General features: G+C 64.0%; 17 protein-coding genes and 1 pseudogene. 9 read left to right on the top strand and 9 right to left on the bottom strand.

All coding sequences use genetic code 11. From position 1 onward, the window contains the following. Window positions 1-29 precede the first annotated feature (29 nt). The 3 genes and pseudogenes from BM222_RS24105 to BM222_RS24095 all read left to right on the top strand — a co-directional run bounded on the left by BM222_RS24105 (window position 30) and on the right by BM222_RS24095 (window position 3,519). Window positions 30-776, top strand: a complete 747-nt coding sequence (locus BM222_RS24105; protein ID WP_092233140.1) for a HugZ family pyridoxamine 5'-phosphate oxidase — start codon at window positions 30-32, stop codon at window positions 774-776. 78 nt (window positions 777-854) lie between these two features. Beyond that, window positions 855-1,622, top strand: a pseudogene (locus BM222_RS24100) (CHAT domain-containing protein); the annotation flags it as partial. 280 nt (window positions 1,623-1,902) lie between these two features. Further along, complete coding sequence (locus BM222_RS24095; RefSeq protein ID WP_092233137.1) at window positions 1,903-3,519, top strand: phosphoenolpyruvate carboxykinase; 1,617 nt, start codon at window positions 1,903-1,905, stop codon at window positions 3,517-3,519. A 172-nt stretch (window positions 3,520-3,691) separates the two neighbouring features. Here the strand turns inward: BM222_RS24095 and BM222_RS24090 are convergent, their stop codons facing one another. Then, complete coding sequence (locus BM222_RS24090; protein ID WP_092233434.1) at window positions 3,692-4,507, bottom strand: acyl-CoA thioesterase; 816 nt, start codon at window positions 4,505-4,507, stop codon at window positions 3,692-3,694. 94 nt (window positions 4,508-4,601) lie between these two features. Further along, window positions 4,602-7,127: a glycogen/starch/alpha-glucan phosphorylase gene (locus tag BM222_RS24085; protein ID WP_177243433.1), complete on the bottom strand. Its 2,526-nt coding sequence runs from the start codon at window positions 7,125-7,127 to the stop codon at window positions 4,602-4,604. Window positions 7,128-7,355: 228 nt separating this feature from the next. Here BM222_RS24085 and BM222_RS24080 point away from each other — a divergent pair, with 228 nt between their 5' ends. After that, window positions 7,356-7,586 carry a hypothetical protein gene (locus tag BM222_RS24080; protein ID WP_092233131.1) on the top strand — a complete coding sequence of 77 codons (231 nt, stop codon included), beginning with the start codon at window positions 7,356-7,358 and terminating at the stop codon, window positions 7,584-7,586. Window positions 7,587-7,807: 221 nt separating this feature from the next. Next, on the top strand, window positions 7,808-8,239 hold the full coding sequence (locus BM222_RS24075) for a hypothetical protein (protein WP_092233128.1): 432 nt from the start codon (window positions 7,808-7,810) through the stop codon (window positions 8,237-8,239). Window positions 8,240-8,317: 78 nt separating this feature from the next. Here BM222_RS24075 and BM222_RS24070 read toward each other — a convergent pair whose 3' ends face one another. Together BM222_RS24070 and pyrE are read right to left on the bottom strand one after the other, a co-directional pair. Next, window positions 8,318-9,082 (bottom strand): DUF2865 domain-containing protein, encoded by a 765-nt coding sequence (locus BM222_RS24070; RefSeq protein WP_092233125.1) that lies wholly within the window; start codon window positions 9,080-9,082, stop codon window positions 8,318-8,320. 169 nt (window positions 9,083-9,251) lie between these two features. Further along, window positions 9,252-9,815, bottom strand: a complete 564-nt coding sequence (gene pyrE / locus BM222_RS24065; RefSeq protein WP_092233122.1) for an orotate phosphoribosyltransferase — start codon at window positions 9,813-9,815, stop codon at window positions 9,252-9,254. Between the two features lie 173 nt (window positions 9,816-9,988). Between pyrE and BM222_RS24060 the strand changes: the two genes are divergently transcribed. Beyond that, window positions 9,989-10,615: a glutathione S-transferase family protein gene (locus BM222_RS24060; protein WP_092233118.1), complete on the top strand. Its 627-nt coding sequence runs from the start codon at window positions 9,989-9,991 to the stop codon at window positions 10,613-10,615. Window positions 10,616-10,778: 163 nt separating this feature from the next. Here the strand turns inward: BM222_RS24060 and BM222_RS24055 are convergent, their stop codons facing one another. The 4 genes from BM222_RS24055 to BM222_RS24040 form a co-directional block, all read right to left on the bottom strand. Beyond that, the gene (locus BM222_RS24055; protein WP_092233117.1) at window positions 10,779-11,414 is read right to left on the bottom strand and encodes a LysE family translocator; all 636 of its coding nucleotides are present in this window, start codon (window positions 11,412-11,414) and stop codon (window positions 10,779-10,781) included. A 96-nt stretch (window positions 11,415-11,510) separates the two neighbouring features. Beyond that, window positions 11,511-12,044, bottom strand: coding sequence for an NADPH-dependent FMN reductase (locus BM222_RS24050; protein ID WP_092233114.1), 534 nt, complete (start codon window positions 12,042-12,044; stop codon window positions 11,511-11,513). Window positions 12,045-12,057: 13 nt separating this feature from the next. Continuing rightward, window positions 12,058-15,108, bottom strand: coding sequence for a DNA polymerase I (gene polA / locus BM222_RS24045; protein WP_092233431.1), 3,051 nt, complete (start codon window positions 15,106-15,108; stop codon window positions 12,058-12,060). Window positions 15,109-15,207: 99 nt separating this feature from the next. After that, window positions 15,208-16,050, bottom strand: a complete 843-nt coding sequence (locus tag BM222_RS24040) for a LysR family transcriptional regulator (protein ID WP_092233112.1) — start codon at window positions 16,048-16,050, stop codon at window positions 15,208-15,210. 98 nt (window positions 16,051-16,148) lie between these two features. Here BM222_RS24040 and BM222_RS24035 point away from each other — a divergent pair, with 98 nt between their 5' ends. Next, the gene (locus tag BM222_RS24035) at window positions 16,149-17,120 is read left to right on the top strand and encodes a quinone oxidoreductase family protein (protein WP_092233109.1); all 972 of its coding nucleotides are present in this window, start codon (window positions 16,149-16,151) and stop codon (window positions 17,118-17,120) included. Between the two features lie 5 nt (window positions 17,121-17,125). On the opposite strand, the gene BM222_RS24030 is transcribed toward BM222_RS24035, so the two are convergent. Then, the gene (locus BM222_RS24030) at window positions 17,126-18,196 is read right to left on the bottom strand and encodes an acyltransferase family protein (protein ID WP_092233108.1); all 1,071 of its coding nucleotides are present in this window, start codon (window positions 18,194-18,196) and stop codon (window positions 17,126-17,128) included. 191 nt (window positions 18,197-18,387) lie between these two features. Here BM222_RS24030 and BM222_RS24025 point away from each other — a divergent pair, with 191 nt between their 5' ends. Together BM222_RS24025 and BM222_RS24020 are read left to right on the top strand one after the other, a co-directional pair. Continuing rightward, a complete protein-coding gene (locus BM222_RS24025) occupies window positions 18,388-19,704 on the top strand; it encodes a UDP-glucose dehydrogenase family protein (RefSeq protein WP_092233105.1) in 1,317 nt (438 codons plus the stop codon). Window positions 19,705-19,850: 146 nt separating this feature from the next. Beyond that, window positions 19,851-20,053: DUF4372 domain-containing protein (locus tag BM222_RS24020; RefSeq protein ID WP_143106025.1), on the top strand; the 203-nt coding region annotated here is incomplete at its 3' end.

Genomic DNA, 20,053 nt, shown 5'->3' with positions numbered 1-20,053 from the left:
CCTTGCAACCACCTGAGCCGAGAAAGCCAATGCAACCGACCCCCGATTTTGCTCCCCAAAAGCTCGCCAAATCGCTGCTCAGGCGGTCGCGGCAGGGGGCGCTCGCGACGCTCATCCCAAGCAGTGGCGATCCCTATTGTTCCCTGGTCAACCTGGCGAGCCATCCCGACGGCTCGCCGATTCTGCTGATCTCTCGGTTGGCCATTCACACCAAGAACATCCTCGCAGATAACAGGGTTTCCCTGATGCTCGATGAGCGCGCCGCCGGCGATGCGCTGGAAGGCGCCCGGATCATGCTGTCCGGCCGGGCCGAGCAGGCCGACACTGAGAAAAATCTGCTCCAGCGGCGGTATCTCAATGCCCATCCGTCGGCAGAAGCCTTTGTCTCATTTCAGGATTTCTCGTTCTTCCGGATCCGCGTGACGGGAACGCATCTGGTCGCAGGCTTTGGCCGGATCGTCGATCTCAGGCCGGAACAATTCCTCACGGACCTCACTGGTGCCGAGGACCTGCTGGCCGCGGAGGAGGGGGCGGTCGCGCACATGAACGCCGACCACCGTGACGCCTTGGGCCTTTACGCAACGAAGCTTCTTGGCGCGGCCGAAGGTGACTGGCGCTGCACCGGCTGCGATCCCGAAGGTCTCGACATGCAGGACGGCCAGACCGCGCTGCGGTTGGCTTTTCCGGAGCGGGTCACCACCGGCGCGGCCCTGCGCAAGATGCTTGTCCGGCTGGCCGGCGAAGCGCGCGGCAAGATCGGCGAGAAGCCTGACTAGCTGCACACGTTGAACGCCGGCCCCATCGCAGCGGCTCAAGATCGTGAACGGTCTGAGGTTGGCAGCGAGAGGGTTCATGACGCTCGCGCCGAGCAGCGCAGCCGCGCCAGGATCGAAGCCATCGCCGGCGAGCGCGCCGGCTTGCAGAAGACGCTTGCCGTCGAGTTTCCAGACTACGCCTCACTCTCCAACCCGTTGCCGCTGACGGTCAGGGATGTCCAGCAGCAGCTGTCGGCCGACGAGGCGATGCTGCTCCACTCCGTCGTCGACAAGCGCAGCTACGTCATCGCCATCACGCGCGAGAGGACCGACTGGAAGGAGATTCCGCTTGGCGCTGACGTGCTGCCTGCGCGCAAGCGCGCACCGCTTGCTCAACACAGCATCATCTACTTTGCAACCCACGGCCTCGTTGCCGGCGATGTCAAAGGGTGTGGGCGAACCGTCACTCGCGCTTTCGATTCCAGATCAACCGTCCGAGCTCGACGACGGTCTGCCCACGGCAAGCGAGGTCGCGCAGCTCAAGCTCAATGCAGATTGGGTGGTGCTGTCGGCCTGCAACACGATCGCCGGCGACAGGCCGGGCGCCGAGGCGTTGTCGGGATTGGCGCGTGCCTTCTCCTACGCCGGCGCGCGTGCGCTGCTGTTTCGCATTGGGCATCGGATTCGGAAGCTGCCACCCGCTTGACCACCCGACTTTCGGTTTACTCAAAAACGAACCAGAAATCGGGAGAGTCGAAGCTCTTCGGCGCGCCATGCTGGCGTATGTTGATGACACCGCGTCGCCGCGCAATGCGTATCCTGTGATGTGGGCCATTCGCACTCATCGGCGAAGGTGCGGTCCGATAGCGCTGCGCTGTGATTGTGCGTCGCAAAACACAGGCCGCGCCGAAAAAGCCATTTGGTTGCGCGATCATTGATGATTTTAGCATGACCTGCTCGGTGCTGACATGCGCGACGTTTGGCGCCGTCGTTGAATAAACCAAATCCTGCTGGATCAGCTTGGCAACGCCAGCGTTCATCAGTATTAGGTCGTCCGGCCGAGGCCGGCCGGCCTGTCATTCACGGTGACTGCGATGGCGCTAGTGCTTGGCCGCGCCATGTGTCGCTGGTTCTAGGAGGATTTTTCGTGCAAGAGACGGGCGTGCGCAACGGTGCCTTCGGCGCCGACAAATTCGGCTTAAGGAATCTCAAGCAGGTTCACTGGAACCTCGGCGCGCCGCAACTGTATCAGTATTCGCTCTCTGCAGGCGAGGCGGTGCTCTCTGCAGACGGTTCGCTCTGCGCCGACACCGGTGAATTCACCGGCCGCAGCCCGAAGGACAAGTTCACGGTGCGTGACGCCACCACCGACAAGAAGATGTGGTGGGCCGGCAATCAGTCGATCACTGCAGAGCAGTTCGAGACGCTCTATCAGGACTTCCTCAAGCATGCCGAAGGCAAGCGCCTGTTCGCGCAGGATCTCTATGGTGGGGCCGATCCGTCCTATCGCATCAAGACGCGCGTCTTCACCGAGCTCGCCTGGCACTCGCTGTTCATCCGCACGCTGCTGATCCGCCCGGAGGCGATCGAGCTCTCCACCTTCGTGCCGGAGCTTACCATCATCGACATGCCGAGCTTCCGCGCCGATCCCAAGCGTCACGGCTGCCGCTCCGAGAACGTCGTCGCCATCGATTTCGCCCGAAAGATCGTGCTGATCGGCGGTTCTTATTATGCCGGCGAGATGAAGAAATCGGTCTTCACCACGCTGAACTATTACCTGCCCGAGCGCGGCGTGATGCCGATGCACTGCTCCGCGAACGTTGGCGCCAATGGCGACACCGCGATTTTCTTCGGACTGTCGGGCACCGGCAAGACCACGCTCTCGGCCGATCCGAATCGCACGCTGATCGGCGACGACGAGCACGGCTGGGGCCCGAACGGCGTCTTCAACTTCGAAGGCGGCTGCTATGCCAAGTGCATCAAGCTCTCGAAGGAAGCCGAGCCCGAGATTTACGCGGCGTCGACGCGATTCGGTGCGGTGCTCGAGAACTGCGTGCTCGACGAAGACACCCGTGTGGTCGACTTCGACAACGGCTCCAAGACCGAGAACACGCGCTCGGCCTATCCACTCGAGTTCATCCCGAACGCTTCGCGCACTGGCCGCGCGCCGCAGCCCAAGAACGTGGTGATGCTTGCCGCCGACGCCTTCGGCGTGCTGCCGCCGATCGCCAAGCTCTCGCCGGCGCAGGCGATGTATCACTTCCTGTCCGGCTACACCGCGAAGGTCGCCGGCACCGAGCGCGGTCTCGGCAATGAACCGCAACCGGAATTCTCGACCTGCTTCGGCTCGCCCTTCCTGCCGCTCGATCCGTCCGTCTACGGCAACATGCTGCGCGATCTGATCGCCCAGCACAATGTCGACTGCTGGCTGGTCAACACCGGCTGGACCGGCGGCATGTACGGAACGGGTTCGCGCATGCCGATCAAGGTGACGCGCGCGCTGCTGACCGCCGCGCTCGACGGCTCGTTGCGCAACGTCGTATTCCGCACCGACAAATATTTCGGCTTCGCAGTCCCGACCGCGCTGCCGGGCGTGCCGAGCGAGATCCTCAACCCGGTCAACACCTGGAGGGACAAGGACGAGTTCGATAAGACCGCGCGTCGCCTGGTCGGCATGTTCCAGAAGAACTTTGCCAAGTTCGAAGCCCAGGTCGACGCCGAGGTGCGTGCGGCGGCGCCGGACGTGAAGCTCGCGGCGGAGTGATTGCTCTGCCTTCAATGCGAAAGGGCGGCCGCGAGGCCGCCCTTTTTGTTCGTGGCATCATCTCTCCTTTCGTCATTGCGAGCGTAGCGAAGCAATCCAGGGTTGATCCGCGGAGTCAGCCTGGATTGCTTCGTCGCTTCGCTCCTCGCAATGACGGGGGACCTGGAAGCAGCTACGCCTTGAAATACGCCATCTGCGTGCTCGTCGCGAGCAGCCGTCCGTTCGGCGACCACAGCTCGGCGTTCTGGTCGGCGTAGCTCTTGTGCATGATCTTCGAATCGGCCGTCGCGAGCACACGTGTGATGTCCTCGGCCGCGAGCTCTTCGGCATCGGTGTGGAAATAGGTCGTCAGCGACACCGTGCCGAACGGCACCAGTTCGCGTCGCGCGTGGAAGATGCGGCCGAAGAAGGCGTCCGACATCGACATCAGCGAGAGCATGTCGAGCTTGCGCGGCTCGCGGTCCGCGATCCAGATTTTCGAATAGGTGCTGGCGAGTTCGGCCTGCGGCGGCCCGAGGCGCATCTCGCCTTCGACGAAGCGGAATTCATACTGGTTGGCCCAGGACGCCTGGATATTCGGGAACGGCAGCGTCTGCGCGAACGGCTTCGCATCCGGGGCCTTTGCCACCCTGTGCTCCCACGACGGTCGGCGCTCGGCGAACACGGCGGTGGCGAGTGTCGCGACCTCACCGCCGTCCTGCGACAGTTCGACGCTCCAGTGCTGGCTGGAGCGGTTGCCCTTCACCAGTCGCAGGTCGAGATCGAACGGACCCTTGGCGATCGGCGCGCAATAATTGACCGTCAGCGCCAGCGGATCGCCGGCGCGTTGCGGGTGTTCGATCAGCGCGCGCAGAATGGTCGCGGCCGTGACACCACCGAACGGGCCGACAAAGGCCCAGTAGTCGTCGCTCGTTTGCCCTTGCCAACGTGAGTCACCGGCGGTGATGCGCGTGGCGTCGTCGAAGGGGTGCGGGAGCTTGGCGTGCATGATCATGTCCGGCGTTCGATGACGGACGTCATATCACGTCCGCCGTCGGTCCGTGCAATTACCTCTCGGGTAGCCGATTTCACGCTGCGGAAAATCAGCTCGCCGCGTCGCGCATGGTCTCTGCCATCTGGAACGGTGGCGCCGCCGGATTGACCGGCACGTTCCAGATCTCCTCGGCATATTCGCGGATGGTGCGGTCGGACGAGAACCACGACATGCGGGCGACGTTGAGGATCGAGGCGCGGGTCCAGGCCGGCGAGACCAGCCAGCGCGCATCGATCGCGCGCTGCGCCTCGTAGTAGGAATCGAAGTCGGCGCTGACCATGTAATGGTCGAGATAGCGCAACGCGTGCGCGATCGATTCGAAGCGGCCGGGATCGCCGGGCGAGAACTCGCCGGTTCCGATCGCATTGATGGCGCGCTGGAGCTTCGGCGAATTGCGGATCACGTCCGAGGCGTCCAGCCCCTGCTTGCGCCGGATCATCACGTCGCCGGCCTCCATGCCGAAGATCGCGATGTTCTCCATGCCGACCTGGTCGCGGATCTCGATGTTGGCGCCGTCGAGCGTGCCGATGGTGATGGCGCCGTTGAGCGCCAGCTTCATGTTGCCGGTGCCGGAGGCTTCCATGCCGGCGGTCGAGATCTGCTCCGACAAATCGGCTGCGGGGATGATCACTTCGGCGAGGCTGACATTGTAGTCGGGCAGGAAGACGACTTTGAGCTTGCCGCCGATCGCGGGATCGCTGTTGACGATTTCGGCGACGTCGTTGATCAGCTTGATGATGAGTTTGGCGTAGCGATAGCTCGCAGCCGCCTTGCCGGCAAAAATCTTCACCCGCGGCACCCAATTGCCGTCAGGGTCATCCTTGATCGACTGGTACAGCGCGACGGTCTCGATGATGTTGAGCAACTGGCGCTTGTATTCGTGGATGCGCTTGATCTGCACGTCGAACAGCGCGGTCGGGTCGACCTTGATGCCGAGCCGCTCGCCGATCAGGCGCGCCAGCGCCGTCTTGTTGTGCAGCTTGACGCTCCGGAACTTTTTCTGGAATTCGACGTCGCTGGCCCGCGCCTCGATCAGCGAGAGCCGGGTCGGATCGTCGAGCACGGCTTCGCCGCAGGCCTCCCGCAGCAGATCGGTGAGCTTCGGGTTCGCCAGCATCAGCCAGCGGCGGAAGGTAATGCCGTTGGTCTTGTTGGTGATGCGGCCGGGATAGAGATGGTTGAGATCGTGGAACACGGTTTCGCGCATCAAATCCGAATGCATCGCCGAGACGCCGTTGATGCGGTGCGAGCCGACGAAGGCGAGCTGGCCCATGCGGACGCGGCGCCCGCTCTTTTCGTCGATCAGCGAGACAGAGGCGCGGAAATCGATGTCGCCGGGGGCGCGTGCTTCGGCCAGTGCCAGATGCTGGACGTTGATGCGATAGATGATCTCGAGATGGCGCGGCAACAGCCGCTCGAACAGCTCGACCGGCCAGGTCTCGAGTGCTTCCGGCAGCAGCGTGTGGTTGGTGTAGGAGAGAGTGGCGACCGTGATCTTCCAGGCCTCGTCCCAGCGGAAATTATGGAGATCGACGAGAATGCGCATCAGCTCGGTGACGGCGAGGCTCGGGTGTGTGTCGTTGAGCTGCACCGCGACCTTGGACGACAGGCTGCGCAGCTGGCCGTCGGAGGCGAGATGCCGCTTGATCAGATCCTGCAGCGAGGCGGAGACGAAGAAATATTCCTGGCGCAGCCGCAGCTCGCGACCCGCCGGGCTCTCGTCGTTCGGATAGAGGAATTTGCAGATCGCTTCCGCGCGCGACTGCTCGGCGCTGGCGCTGACATAATCGCCCGAGTTGAAGGCATCGAGCTTCAACGGATCGGGCGAGCGCGCCGACCACAGCCGCAACGCGTTGACGTGCTGGCCGCGCCAGCCGACGATCGGCGTATCATAGGCGATCGCCTGCACGGTCTCGCTCGCGTGCCAGATCGCGCGGTCGCGACCCCTGTCGTCGACATGCTCGACGCTGCCGCCGAAATTGACGTCGTAGATCACCTCGGGGCGCTGCAATTCCCAGGGGTTGCCGAAGCCGAGCCATTCGTCCGGATATTCCTGCTGCCAGCCCTGATTGATGATCTGTCGGAACAGGCCGTAATCGTATCGGATGCCGTAGCCGATCGCGGGGATCTGCAGCGTCGCCATGCTTTCCATGAAACAGGCGGCGAGCCGCCCGAGGCCGCCATTGCCGAGCGCCGCATCGGGTTCGCATTTGCGCAACTCAGGCAGCGACACGCCGAGATCGCCGAGCGCCACATCGAAGATCTTGAGAAGGCCCATATTGTTGAGCGCATCGGTGAAGAGGCGCCCGATCAGGAATTCGAGCGAGAGATAATAGACGCGCTTGCGGCCGGCGTCGTAGCTGCGCTTTTCGGCCGAGAGCCAGCGATGCACGATGCGATCGCGCAGTGCCAGCGCCGCGGCCTGGTACCAGTCGTGCTTGGTCGCCATGCCCGCATCCTTGCCGATGGCGAGGCGCAGCTTCGCCAGGATCGCGCCCTTGATCTCCGACAGCGCGAGTTCGTCGATGGGCTGACCGGGGGCGGGGACGTCGGGTTGGAACGATTGATCTTGCAAAGCCGTCACTTCCTGGTCGACAGAAACACACCACTAACACCTACGCGTATTGCTCCCGCACCGGAACCATCGCTGGTGCGGGAGGGCACCGCGCTGCCGTAAAATTATGCAAGGAACGGGCCGCTTTGGGAACCCGGGCCAGCACGGAGGAACGCTGATTCGGCGCTAGAAAGCTGATTGGTGCTAGTTTGGGAACCAATTCAGCCATCATCATGGAGGAGAGGCCTCATGAGACTGCTGATCGAAATCGCCACCGCGGCCCTGATCGTCATCTGCATCACCGCCTCCAGCGCCGCCCTTGCCGCTGGCAAGACCGGCCGCAGCGACGCTCTCAGTTGCGCCGTTTCTCTCCCGCAATTCGCAACACCCGCCGCGCGCTGCGCCGCCATCAAGCGCCAATGCGGCGGCAAGTTCTACGCGAGCGCGTGCGGGGACAGGCTGTTGTCGGCGGTGAATTGAGGGGGTTTGGGCAGCACGGTTTGTGTCGTCCCGGCGAGGGCTCTTACCACATCGTCGTCCTGGCGAAAGCCTGGACCCATTACCCCGGCTGTCAAATTAAGCCCGACCGATCTCAACATCAGAACAAATTAAGAACAATTTAGCAAGTCTTTGATATATCATAGTGATTCGGTACGTTGCCGACACAACATCTGGGGTCTGACGTCAGTCGCGAGGACTACATGTCCACTATTGCCTTCGATCAATTTGCCCTCACCCGGATCGCCGATTTCGCGCGGTCGCTGTCGCGGCTGCATCAGGCGGCGCGGCGCCATGCCGTCGATGACGACCAGTTCGACCGCGAGTTCAACGCGGTGTGCCAGTCGATCTGGGGCTACACCATCGACGACATCAGCGACGATCTGTTCGCGGCCGAGGATCACCACTTCCTCGACACGCTGGACGAAGCGCATGCGCGCATCTTCGCGGCCGAACAGGGCTATGACCTCGTCGGCGAGACCGGCCTGCTGACCGACTGGTGGGGCTTTTGCTGGATGATCCTCGCCGAGAAGCGCGGCCTGCTGACGCCGGATAACCGCGCCGCCGCGCGTGCGGCCATCGAGGAGAAATATCTGGCGGCGCCGAACGTGATCGGGGTGATTATCGGGCGGTGATGCTCCATCCTGCCGTCATTGCGAGGAGCTTCGCTCGCAATGACGGCTCGCAGTGACGGCTTGGATAGAGTCCGGACCTTAATCCAGCCCTGCGCGCTTCGCCGACTTCGCCGTCTTCGGCACATCAGTCACATCAGGCAATGCCTCGCGCACGATCTCGGCCGCCGGGGCATCGGCTGCCACGGTCTCCGCGCGCACCGGCGCCACCTTCATTTCCCCGAGTCGGGCGCGGACCTGCGCGGTAAGGCCGGGATAGGAGGCGACCGGGGTGAACTCGGCGGTCTGGTCATTGCCGAGACGAACGCCGGTATAGGCGACGAGGCCATCGCTGGTGGCGATGACGTCGCCGGCCTTCAGCGAGCCATCGAGCGTCAGATCGACCGGAGCGAGGCCCGCCGGGTCGCGGCCGTTGCAGGTGCAGTCCGCGCGCAGCGCCTTGCGATAGGCGAAGGCGTTTTCGCTGTCGGCGTAGCGCTCGCCGGTCTGGCTGTAAGCGCCATCGATCGAGGAGCCGAAAAACACTTTCGTGGTGCTGGCGGGACAGAAGGCCTGACACATCTGCGCCGGCGAGGCGAGGCCGCGCATCAGCGGAAAATATTTGCCGTCGCAGCTGCGCACGCAGAAGGCCGGGCCCGAGCCGCCAGTCGACGCCGAGCGTGTTGGCGGCTGAGTGGCCGGATTCTGCTGACTGCCGAACGGATCGACGAACGAGCTCGACGGCTGCGGAACATCCCGTTGCGGCCGCTGTTGGCCGCCGCCGAAGAAGAAGTCGAACAAGCCTTCGGCCGCAACCGGGGCAGGGGGCGCAAGCAGCGGTGCTGCGAGGGTGGCGGCCATCAGCATCGCGCAACGCCGCCGGCGTGCATGGGATACATTCGTACGCAACGCTTACTCCACCCGACGCTACTGAACCGGCCGCGACCTCCAGGGGCCTCAGCACATGATTCACCATAAAGCGGGATGGTAAATGAGCGGTTGCTTCACCTCGCCCCGCTTGCGGGGAGAGGAGAGATCACGCCTTCAGGAATTCCGAGGCCTTGTACAGCGAGCGGAACGGCAGGCCGGCCGCGCCAAAAGTGTCGGTAGCGCCTTCCTCGCGGTCGACCATGGTCAGCACCAGCACGACTTCCGCGCCGGTCTCGCGCACGGATTCCACGGCCTTCATCGCCGAGCCGCCTGTCGTGGTGACATCCTCGACGATCACGACGCGCTTGCCATCGAGCGTCTCGCCTTTCGGCAGACCTTCGATCGCGAGCCTGGCACCGTGCTCCTTCGGCTTCTTGCGCACGAAGAAGGCCGCGATCGGATGGCCCTTGATCCAGGAGATCTGCGCCAGCGCGCCGGCGAGCGGTACTGCGCCCATCTCGAGGCCGCCAATGTAATCGAGATTGTCGTCCTTCAGCGTCTCATAGGTCAGCTCGGCGAGCAGCGTTGCGCCCTCGGGGTCGAGCATGGTCGGCTTCAGGTTGAAGTAGAAATCGCTCTTGCGGCCCGACGCGAGCGTCACCTCGCCCCGGCCGAAGGAACGGCGGCGGATGATTTCGAAGAGGCGGGCGCGGGAGGCAGATTTCGACACGGGGGTCCCTCGAACAGGGTTTGAGAGGTGGCGGAATTTATCCGCGACGGCCGTGACATTCCAGAGGGGGGCGCCCCCGTCAACAGGGATCGGCCATCCCGGTCCGCCGGTTGTGGCTGTGCAACTATCTGGGGTAGGTGGATGCCTGGTATCCCGGGAAGGAAAACAGGCCAATGACCATCGAGCTGCACACCTGGAACACGCCGAACGGCCGCAAAATTTCGGTCGCGCTGGAGGAAATGGGACTGCCCTACAGGGTGGTCCCGGTGAACATCACCAAGGGCGAGCAGATGGCCCCGGCGTTCCTGAAGCTGTCCCCCAACAACAAGATCCCCGCGATCCTCGACCCCGAGGGCCCGGACGGCAAGCCGGTCAGCATCTTTGAATCAGGCGCGATCCTGCTCTATCTCGGCGAAAAGACCGGCAAATTCCTGCCCAAATCGCTCGGTGCGCGCATCCCGGTCTATGAATGGCTGATGTGGCAGATGGGCGGCTTCGGCCCGATGCCGGGCCAGGTGCATCATTTCATCGCGCTGGAGAACGAGCAGGACCGCGGCTACGGATTGAAGCGCTACATGGCTGAGACGCGTCGGCTCTATGGCGTTCTGGACCGTCGCCTGGAGGGGCGCGATTTCGTCGCCGGCGATCTCTCGGTCGCCGATTTCGCCATCCTGGGCTGGGCTTGGCGGCATCCCCGCCACAAGGTCGAGCTCGCCGACTTCCCCAACGTCAGGCGCTGGTACGACGCCCTGATGGCGCGTCCGGCCGTGAAGCGGGGCATGGACGCGAAGCTGGATTGAGGGCGCTCTTACCCTCTCCCCTTGCGGGAGAGGGTGGCTCGAGGCGTAGCGGCGAGACGGGCTGAGGGGTCTCTATCCTCACGAACGGTATTGCGCGTTGTGAGAACCCCTCATCCGGCGCTTCGCGCCACCTTCTCCCGCATGGGGAGAAGGAAGAAAAAGCTCACACCTTCCGCGCTTCGACCGCCATCCTGACCGCAAGCCCGGCCAGCACGGTGCTCATCACCCAGCGCTGCACCAGCATCCAGCTTGGTCGCCTGGCCAGGAACAGCGCGATCGATCCGGCCGCCAGCGCGATGATCGCATTGACGCTGATGCTGATCACGATCTGGATCGCGCCCAGCACCACCGACTGCGTCAGCACGCTGCCGGCGGCGGGATCGATGAACTGGGGCAACAGCGCCAGATACAACATCGCGATCTTCGGGTTGAGCAGGTTGGTGACGAGCCCCATCGCGAACAATTTGGGCGGGCTGTCGATCGCGAGCTGCTTCACCTGGAACGGCGAGCGACCGCCCGGTTTCACCGCCTGCCACGCGAGCCAGAGCATGTAGCCGGCACCGGCAAAGCGCAGCGCGTCATAGGCAAAGGGAATCGCGAGCAGCAGCGCCGTGATGCCGAACGCCGCGCACAGCATGTAGAACAGGAAGCCCAGCGCGACGCCGCCGAGCGAGACGATCCCGGCCGCCGGTCCCTGCGTGATCGAGCGTGAGATCAGATAGATCATGTTCGGCCCTGGCGTGAGCACGAGTCCGAGGCAGACGAGGGCAAAGCCGAGCAAGGCCGAGGTGTGGGGCATGATCGAACCGGTGCGGGAGCTGCGCCGGTTCTAATATGCGCGGCGATGTGAGGCCATCGCGCAATTGCACGGAGGACAATTCGTTCGGTCCGACGCCTAGGCCTGCACGGTGCTGATGAAGGCCGCGAAACGCTCCATCGCCACGCGCAACGGCTCTGCGAGGGCGGGATCAGCGGCGATGCTGTGCTCGTCCCAGGCTCCGCCGAGCAGCGGCAGTGTCAGGCAGGCGTCCGTGGCGAGGCGGGCCGACATCGTCTCCAGCGTCAGCCTCAGGGCGGCCAGCGCGTGTGTCGCGCGCGGCGACGTGTTGATCAGCGCGACGGGCTTATCGGGAAATTCGTGGCTGCCGACAAGCCAATCGAGCGCGTTCTTCAAGACCCCAGCGACGCCGCGGGCATATTCAGGGCTCGAGATCAGCAGCCCGTCGACGCTGCCGATCATCTCGCGCATGGCGCCGACCGGTGCAGGCACGTTGTCATCATCGAGATCCGGATTGAAGAAAGGCAGCCCTGCAATTCCTTCGAACTGCATCACCTCGACACCATCTGGCGCGAGCCGAGCGGCTGCGCGCAACACGGCCGTGTTGCTCGAACCCGCGCGCAGGCTGCCGGAAATGGCGGCGATTTTCATCGGGACGGCCCCCCTAATGCGCCTCGTCCCAATTGTTCGCCGCGCGCGCATCGACATGCAACGGTACCGACAGCAGCACGGCCGGGAACGGTGCGTCCTGCATCACGTGTTGCACGACGGGCAACGTCGCCTCGACCTCGGCGTCGGGCACCTCGAAGATCAATTCGTCATGCACCTGCAAGAGCATCTGTGCCGAGAGCTTCTTCTGCGCCAACGCATCTTCCACCCGCGTCATCGCGCGGCGGATGATGTCGGCGGCGGTGCCTTGCAGCCGCGCGTTGATCGCGGCGCGCTCGTTGAAGGCGCGCACCGAAGCGTTCGAGGCCTTGATGTCGGGGTAGTGGCACTTGCGGCCGAACAGCGTAGTGACATAGCCGTGGTTCCGGCAGAAATCTCGCGTCTCGTCCATATAGGCGCGAATGCCGGGAAAGCGCTCAAAGTATTTCTTGATGTAGGCCGACGCCTCTTCGCGCGCGATGCCGAGCTGGTTGGCGAGGCCGAACGCCGAGATGCCGTAGATGATGCCGAAATTGATCGCCTTGGCGCGGCGGCGGATTTCGCTCGGCATGCCCTTGATCGGAACGCCGAACATTTCCGACGCGGTCATCGCGTGAATGTCGAGGCCGTCCTTGAACGCTTGTTTCAGCACGGGGATGTCGGCGATTTCAGCCAGCAGCCGCAGCTCGATCTGCGAATAGTCGGCAGAGACGAGCTTGTGGCCCGGCGTCGCGATGAAGGCGCGGCGGATTTTTCGGCCGTCCTCGGTGCGCACCGGAATGTTCTGCAAGTTCGGCTCGTTCGAAGACAGCCGGCCCGTCGTGGTCGCGGCCAGCGCGTAGGTCGTGTGCACGCGATGGGTCTGTGGGTTGACATAGGTCGGCAGTGCGTCGGTGTAGGTCGATTTCAGCTTCGAGACCTGGCGCCACTCCAGAATCTTGCGCGGAAAATCATGGCCCTGCTCGGCCAGCTCGTCGAGCACCTGTGCGGTGGTCGACCACGCGCCGGTCTTGGTCTTGGTGCCGCCTGGCAGGCCCATCTTGCCGAACAGGATGTCGCCGATCTGCTTGGGGCTGCCGACGTTGACCGGCTCGCCCGCGATCTCCTGGATTTCGGCTTCGACGCGCGCCGCAGTCTGGGCGAAGTCGCCGGATAGCCGGGACAACACCTGGCGGTCGATCGAGATGCCGCGCCGTTCCATGCGCGCGAGCACCGATACCAGCGGACGCTCGAGTGTCTCGTAAACGGTGGTCATGTGCTCTGCTGTGAGGCGCGGCTTCAGCACGCGCCAGACCCGCAAGGCCATGTCGGCGCCCTCGGCCGACAGCGGCGCTGCCTTCTCGATCGGCACCTGGTCGAAGGTGATCTTGCCCTTGCCGCTGCCGAGCAACTCGCTCTCCTTCAACATGGCGTGGCCGAACCAGCGCTCCGAGAGCGGTTCGATCGCATGCGAGCCGCGGCCGGCGTCGAGCACGTAGGAGATCAGTTGTGCATCGTCGGTGTTGCGCAAGGTGATGCCATGCTGCGCCAGCATCACGGCAGTGAACTTGACGTCGAAACCGATCTTGAGAATGCCGGCCGATTCCAGCACTGGCCTCAGCGCTTCGATGGCGTCGTCATGCGTGACCTGGTCCGGCGCAAGGCCGGCGTCGAACAGGCCGGCGCCGCCGCCGGACCGCTTGTGCGCGAGCGGCACGTAGCAGGCCTCGTTCGGCGCCAGCGCCAGCGCAATGCCGCAGAGATCCGCCTGCATCGGATCGATCGAGTTTCCTCTCGTCTCGATGGCGACGTGGCCAGCGTCGTGAATGCGGCTGATGAAGGCGTTGAGCTCCTTCACCGATTTGATCGCCTGGTACTTGCTGCGGTCGACAGGCAGCTTGCGCAGCGCCTCCTCGCGCGCAACCGCGAGCGAAATCGGCGCGCCCTTCGGACTAGCCGCCTTGTCCTCCTTGCCCGCCGATGTGTTGCGCTCGCTCGGCCGGGCCTGCGCCGGAGTGCCGGCGCCCGGGGCGGGCACGACGTCCGACGGCGGCAGCGGCGAGAACACGCTGGCACCGCTCGCATAGCCGGGATCGGCATCGACGCTGGCAAGGTCGATCTGCGAATAGTCGGCGACGCGGCGCGTCAGCGTGGTGAATTCCATCGCCTTCAGGAAGGCGACCAGCTTGCGCGCGTCGGGCTCGTGAACGGCGAGATCGTCCAGCGGCACCTCCAGATCGACCTTGTCGTCGAGCAACACGAGCTGGCGTGAGATCCGCGCCTTCTCGGCATTCTCGATCAGCGCCTCGCGCCGTTTCGGCTGCTTGATCTCGGAGGCACGGAACAGGAGCTGTTCAAGATCGCCATATTCGACGATCAGCTGCGCGGCGGTCTTGATGCCGATGCCGGGAACGCCAGGCACGTTGTCGGTGGAATCGCCGGCCAGCGCCTGCACCTCAACGACCTTCTCCGGCGGCACGCCGAATTTCTCGATCACCTCGGGAATGCCGATGCGGCGATCCTTCATGGTGTCGTACATGGTGACGCAATCGGTGACGAGCTGCATCAGGTCCTTGTCGGAGGACACGATGGTTGCGCTCGCGCCGCGCTCGCAGGCCTGGCGCACATAGGTTGCGATCAGATCGTCGGCTTCGTAGCCGACCTGTTCCAGGCAGGGCAGGTCGAAGGCGCGAACGGCTTCACGGATCAGCGAAAATTGCGGGATCAGATCGTCGGGCGCCGGCGGCCGGTGCGCCTTGTAGTCGGGATAGATCTTGTTGCGGAAGGTGATCTCCGACTTGTCGAAGACGATCGCCAGATGCGTCGGACGGTTGTCCTCGGGCATGTCGCGGAGCAGCTTCCACAGCATGTTGCAGAAACCGAGCACGGCATTGACCTGCAACCCGTCCGACTTGCGATTCAGCGGCGGCAGCGCGTGATAGGCGCGGAAGATGTAGGAGGAACCGTCGACCAGGAAGACGTGGTCGCCTTTTCCAGCCGCCTTGGCTGCGACCGGTTTGGCAGCAGCTGTCGCGGCAACGGGCTTGGTGTCGGCTTTGGCTGATATCTTCGAAGAGGTTTTTGGCATGGCCGCAATGTATGAATTTTTGCGGCAAAAGACAGCCTCGACATCCAGCAATTTTGCCGACTCGCACAGACAAATCACGCGGCCGGCAAGGCCGTGAGATCAGGCCAGGCAGCTTTCGATGAAACTTGCGACCGCGCGTATCGCGGGCGTACGGCGCAGGTCGCGATGCAGGACCAGCCAGATCTCGCGCCCGACGGGGCGCCCACCGACGTCATGGCGTTCCAGCCGTGGGTCGGGCTCGCCAAGGAATTTCGGCAACGCCGCGAGCCCAATTCCGGTCCTGGCGGCAGCGGCCTGGTTCTCCAGATCGTTGGTGCGAAGCACGATCTCGCGCGCGCCGGCGAAGCGCATCAGCCATCGCTGTTGCGGAACCTCATCCATGCTGGAATCGTAGGCGACGAAAGCGAAAGCACGCGCGGGCGTGGCCTTCAGATAGTCGGGCGAGCCGTAGAGGGCGAACTCGAAATAGCCGATCTTGCGGGCAACCAATCCCGGCTCCGTCGGACGCGACAGCCGAAGCGCCAGATCAGCCTCGCGGCGATTGAGTGAGGCCGTGCGCTTCTCGCCGATCAGCTTGATCCGGATGCCCGGATGCTGCTGTCGCAGCCGCACCAGCCGCGGCGCGATCAGGAGATTGGCGAGCGACGGCGGCGCGCTGATCGTGATCTCGCCGCCGATCTCGGATTTCGAGGCCAATGCGGCGCGCTCCACCGCAAACGCCGTCTCGGCCATCGGTGCCCCGATCTTGGCAAGGCGCTTGCCGTCTTCGGTGAGCTCGTAGCTGCGCGGCCTGCGGTCCACGAGCTTGAGCGACATGGAGGCTTCCAGGGCAGCGACGCGGCGGGCCACGGTCACGTGGTCGACGTTCAGGCTCCTCGCCGCGGCAGACAAGGTGCCCTCGCGTGCGAGCGCCAGGAAGTGCTGCAGGTCGGTCCAGTCCATCTGTGCAAATTCTCACAATAAGGTCTCTGTTATGAGCGGTTTCGCAGATCTTCACGCTGTCCCATAGTCCTTTCCATCATCGACAGGAGGACTTGGACATGGCCGTGATCGTGAGATTGAAGGCGCCCGGTGGCGTCGACCAGCTCGAACTGGCGAGCGCCGATCTGCCGCCGCCGGGGCGCGGCGAAATCCGGCTGCGGCAGACCGCGATCGGCGTCAATTCCATCGACATCTATCAGCGTATCGGCCTCTATGCGCTGCCGCCCGAGCGGATTCCCGGGGTCGAGGCGGTCGGCGTCGTTGCGGCTGTCGGTACCGAGGTGACTGGCCTCGAGCCCGGGGACCGCGTCGCCTATGCGGGCGCACCGGTTGGCGCCTATGCCTCCGAACGCAACCTGCCGGCCTGGCGCTGCGTGAAGCTTCCGGCGAGCTTGCCGGATGAGGCCGTTGCCGCAGCGTTCGTCAAGGGCATCACGGCCGACATGTTGCTCACGCGCATTTTCCCGGTTGGTCGGGGTACGACGATCCTCGTGCATAGCGCAGCCGGCGGGCTCGGTCAGGTGCTGACGCGCTGGGCCAGTGCGCTCGGGGCGGTCGTGATCGGAACGGTCGGCTCACCGGCGAAGGTCGAAATCGCCCGCGCTGCCGGCGCCTCTCACCTGATCGTCGGGCGCGACGCCGATTTCGCCGCAGGCGTCGCCGGTCTCACGGCCGGACGAGGCGTCGATGTCGCCTATGACGGCGTCGGCGGCACGACGTTGCAGAAGACGCTTGGCTGCGTGCGGCCATTCGGCGTCGTTGCGAGCATTGGTCAATCCGCCGGGCCGATCCCCTCACTCGATCTCCATGATCTCGGACCGCGGCGCAGCCTGATGCTGGCGCGGCCGAGCGTCATGGCCCACATGAACGATGCCGATGCATACAGCCGTTCCGCCGGGCGTGTGCTGGCGGCGATCAGCGACGGTGTGCTGCAGGTAAGCGGGACGGCCTACAGCCTGCGGGACGCCGCGCTGGCGCAGGCCGACCTGGAAGCCGGACGGACGACGGGAGCCCTGTATCTTCGACCGTGAGCGGCCTATTCCGCGGCCTGCAAAATGGTGCCGGCTTTCCTCGGGGCGATCCAGAATGCATCCGGGCGCTCGAACAGGAAGTCCGCGTGCAGCCGCAGCGCGGCCCGCCAGATCGCGAGTGATCCCAGCACGCCGAGAACCGTGACGATCAGCGACACCGTGCCGATGTCGGCGATCAATCCGGTGTGCAGCAGCAGTGTCCGCGTCGCCGCCATCGGCAGGAAGAAGGCGAGATAGATCACGATCGAATGCTCGCCGCAAAAGCGGAGGAAATTGCACCAATGCGCGCGCGCCAGCAGCGTGCCGATCGTGATGATCGCGCACGCACCGGCAAAGCCGAGCATGAGCGAGACGATCCTCCATTCGCTGGCGCCTGATACGACGAGGCCGCCATCGACCGACACCCAGGTCGCGAGAGCCACGAGCGACAGCGCGGGGTGCTTCCTGGCGCGATCCGACAGTGCGAACACGTAAGGCGCGAACAGGAAACCGGAATAGAAATAGACGAAACGCGCGCAGAACTCGTCGATTGCGGTCCAGCCGGTCGTGACGCGGGCCGTCTCCAGCGCGGCAGCGACAAGCCAGATCGCGAGCGGCGGGATTTGGCGTGTCACTTTCGTGACGATGAAGAAGACCGGCAGCAGGTAGATGAACCAGAGCGTGCCGAACGGCTCGATGAAGGATTCGAGATACAAGAGGCCGACCTCGCGCCAGCCGGTTTCAGCGGCAAAGGCGGGGGCCTTGAAGCCGAACTGGATTGTCACCCAGACGACATAAAAATAAGCGAAATGCACCACCTTGCGGTCGAGATAGGTTCGCCAGTCCCGATCGATCACCAGCGGCAGGAACAGGCCGGAAATCAGGAAGAAGTCCGGCATCCGGAACGGCTTTGCGAAGGCCACCACGACATGCATGAAACCGGTCTCGCCGGCGGCAAGCTCGACCCCCAGCACCGAATGCATCGTCACCACCATGACGATGCAGATGCCCTTGGCATAGTCGACCCAATCGACACGCGCGGCAGCGGAGGCTTTGAAAAGCCCCCCGCTTGCAGCTGACGTGTCCGATGGTGTCATATGTCTCTTTTCGAGGCGTGTTCCGCCCGGTATGTACGGGCGTGGGGCAGTGTGGGCCCCAGTGGTTTCCGACTTCTTTACCGATACAAGTCTCGTGCCGGTTTCTCAGCGCGGGCTCTTCCTTCCCGACGGGAAAATGCTAAACCGCTCCCGGATTGGGTTTCATTAACCAAGCTAGAACAGGAATTTTCATGCGCATCGCGATGATCGGCACGGGTTATGTCGGACTGGTGTCCGGCGCCTGCTTTGCGGATTTCGGTCACGAGGTCACCTGCGTCGACAAGGACGAGAAGAAGATCGCGGCGCTCCATCGCGGCGAGATTCCGATCTACGAGCCTGGCCTCGACGAATTGGTCGCCACGAATGTGAAGGCCAAGCGGCTCGACTTCACGACGGATTTGGCGAAGCCGGTCGCTGATGCCGATGCCGTGTTCATCGCGGTCGGCACGCCCTCGCGCCGCGGGGATGGTCACGCCGATCTCTCCTATGTCTACGCCGCCGCCAAGGAGATCGCGCAGTCGCTGTCCGGCTTCACCGTCGTTGTGACGAAGTCGACCGTGCCTGTCGGGACCGGCGACGAGGTCGAGCGCATTATCCGCGAAGCCAATCCCGGGGCTGACGTGGTCGTTGCCTCGAATCCGGAATTCCTGCGCGAGGGCGCCGCGATCCGCGACTTCAAATTCCCCGACCGCGTCGTGGTCGGCACTTCCGACGAGCGCGGCCGCAAGGTGATGGGCGACATCTATCGCCCGCTGTCACTGAACCAGGCGCCGCTGATGTTCACCGCGCGCCGCACCGCCGAGATGATCAAATACGCGGCGAATGCGTTCCTCGCGACCAAGATCACCTTCATCAACGAGATCGCCGATCTCTCCGAACGAGTCGGCGCCAACGTGCAGGAGGTCGCGCGCGGCATTGGGCTGGACAACCGGATCGGCACCAAGTTCCTGCACGCCGGTCCCGGCTTCGGCGGCTCATGTTTCCCGAAGGACACCAAGGCGCTGATCAAGATCGCGCAGGACTACGATGTGTCCTTGCGCATCGTCGAATCCGTGCTGGCCGTGAACGAGAACCGCAAGCGCGCGATGGCGCGAAAAGTGAGCCAGGCGCTCGGTGGCTCCTTGCGCGGAAAGACCATCGCGGTGCTCGGCCTCACCTTCAAGCCCGACACCGACGACATGCGCGATGCGCCGTCGATCCCGCTGGTCACCGGCCTGCTCGACATGGGCGCGAAGGTGAAGGCGTTCGATCCCGTCGGCATGGAGCAGGCCAAAAGCGAGCTGCCCAGCATCACCTATTGCGAGGATGCCTATTCCTGCGCGGAGGGCGCCGACGCGCTGGTGGTCGTCACCGAGTGGACCCAGTTCCGCGCGCTGGATCTGGACCGGCTGAAGGCAACCATGGTGCAGCCCGTCATTGTCGATCTGCGCAACATCTACCGTCCCGAAGAAATGGCGGCGGCCGGCTTCATCTATGAGAGCGTGGGCCGCCCGCCGGCACAGGGCTGACGTTCCGCCACCGTGCACGATTCCGTCATGGCCGGGCTTGTCCCACGGCTGTCCGGTTTAGATTTTGTGGACAAGGCGCATGGCGTTGATTCTAGTCGGTTCTGGACGTCTGCAAGCGTTCCGGGACACGACAGGAGATCAGCGCCATGCCGCACCACAATACAGTATTTCGCGACGTCCTGAAGCTGATGCCGTGGCGTCAGTTTGAAGGGCTTGTGGAAGAACATGATGCGGATGCGCGGGTACGGCGGCTGCCGACCAAGTCGCAATTCGTGGCGATGCTGTACGGCCAACTTTCTGGAGCCTCGGGGCTGCGAGAGATTGTGACGGCTCTTTCGAGCCATGGGTC

It is taken from the genome of Bradyrhizobium sp. Gha, from assembly GCF_900113735.1.
Classification (GTDB): Bacteria; Pseudomonadota; Alphaproteobacteria; order Rhizobiales; family Xanthobacteraceae; genus Bradyrhizobium.
This window is presented reverse-complemented; position numbering and strand designations above follow the sequence as displayed.

Bases quoted from the DNA above. Each gene is read 5' to 3' on its own strand.
- BM222_RS24105 (WP_092233140.1), top strand. From the start codon at position 30: ATGCAACCGACCCCCGATTTTGCTCCCCAAAAGCTCGCCAAATCGCTG.
- BM222_RS24090 (WP_092233434.1), bottom strand. From the start codon at position 4,507: ATGCACGCCAAGCTCCCGCACCCCTTCGACGACGCCACGCGCATCACC.
- BM222_RS24080 (WP_092233131.1), top strand. From the start codon at position 7,356: ATGAGACTGCTGATCGAAATCGCCACCGCGGCCCTGATCGTCATCTGC.
- BM222_RS24075 (WP_092233128.1), top strand. From the start codon at position 7,808: ATGTCCACTATTGCCTTCGATCAATTTGCCCTCACCCGGATCGCCGAT.
- BM222_RS24070 (WP_092233125.1), bottom strand. From the start codon at position 9,082: ATGCTGATGGCCGCCACCCTCGCAGCACCGCTGCTTGCGCCCCCTGCC.
- BM222_RS24060 (WP_092233118.1), top strand. From the start codon at position 9,989: ATGACCATCGAGCTGCACACCTGGAACACGCCGAACGGCCGCAAAATT.
- BM222_RS24055 (WP_092233117.1), bottom strand. From the start codon at position 11,414: ATGCCCCACACCTCGGCCTTGCTCGGCTTTGCCCTCGTCTGCCTCGGA.
- BM222_RS24050 (WP_092233114.1), bottom strand. From the start codon at position 12,044: ATGAAAATCGCCGCCATTTCCGGCAGCCTGCGCGCGGGTTCGAGCAAC.
- polA (WP_092233431.1), bottom strand. From the start codon at position 15,108: ATGCCAAAAACCTCTTCGAAGATATCAGCCAAAGCCGACACCAAGCCC.
- BM222_RS24040 (WP_092233112.1), bottom strand. From the start codon at position 16,050: ATGGACTGGACCGACCTGCAGCACTTCCTGGCGCTCGCACGCGAGGGC.
- BM222_RS24035 (WP_092233109.1), top strand. From the start codon at position 16,149: ATGGCCGTGATCGTGAGATTGAAGGCGCCCGGTGGCGTCGACCAGCTC.
- BM222_RS24030 (WP_092233108.1), bottom strand. From the start codon at position 18,196: ATGACACCATCGGACACGTCAGCTGCAAGCGGGGGGCTTTTCAAAGCC.
- BM222_RS24025 (WP_092233105.1), top strand. From the start codon at position 18,388: ATGCGCATCGCGATGATCGGCACGGGTTATGTCGGACTGGTGTCCGGC.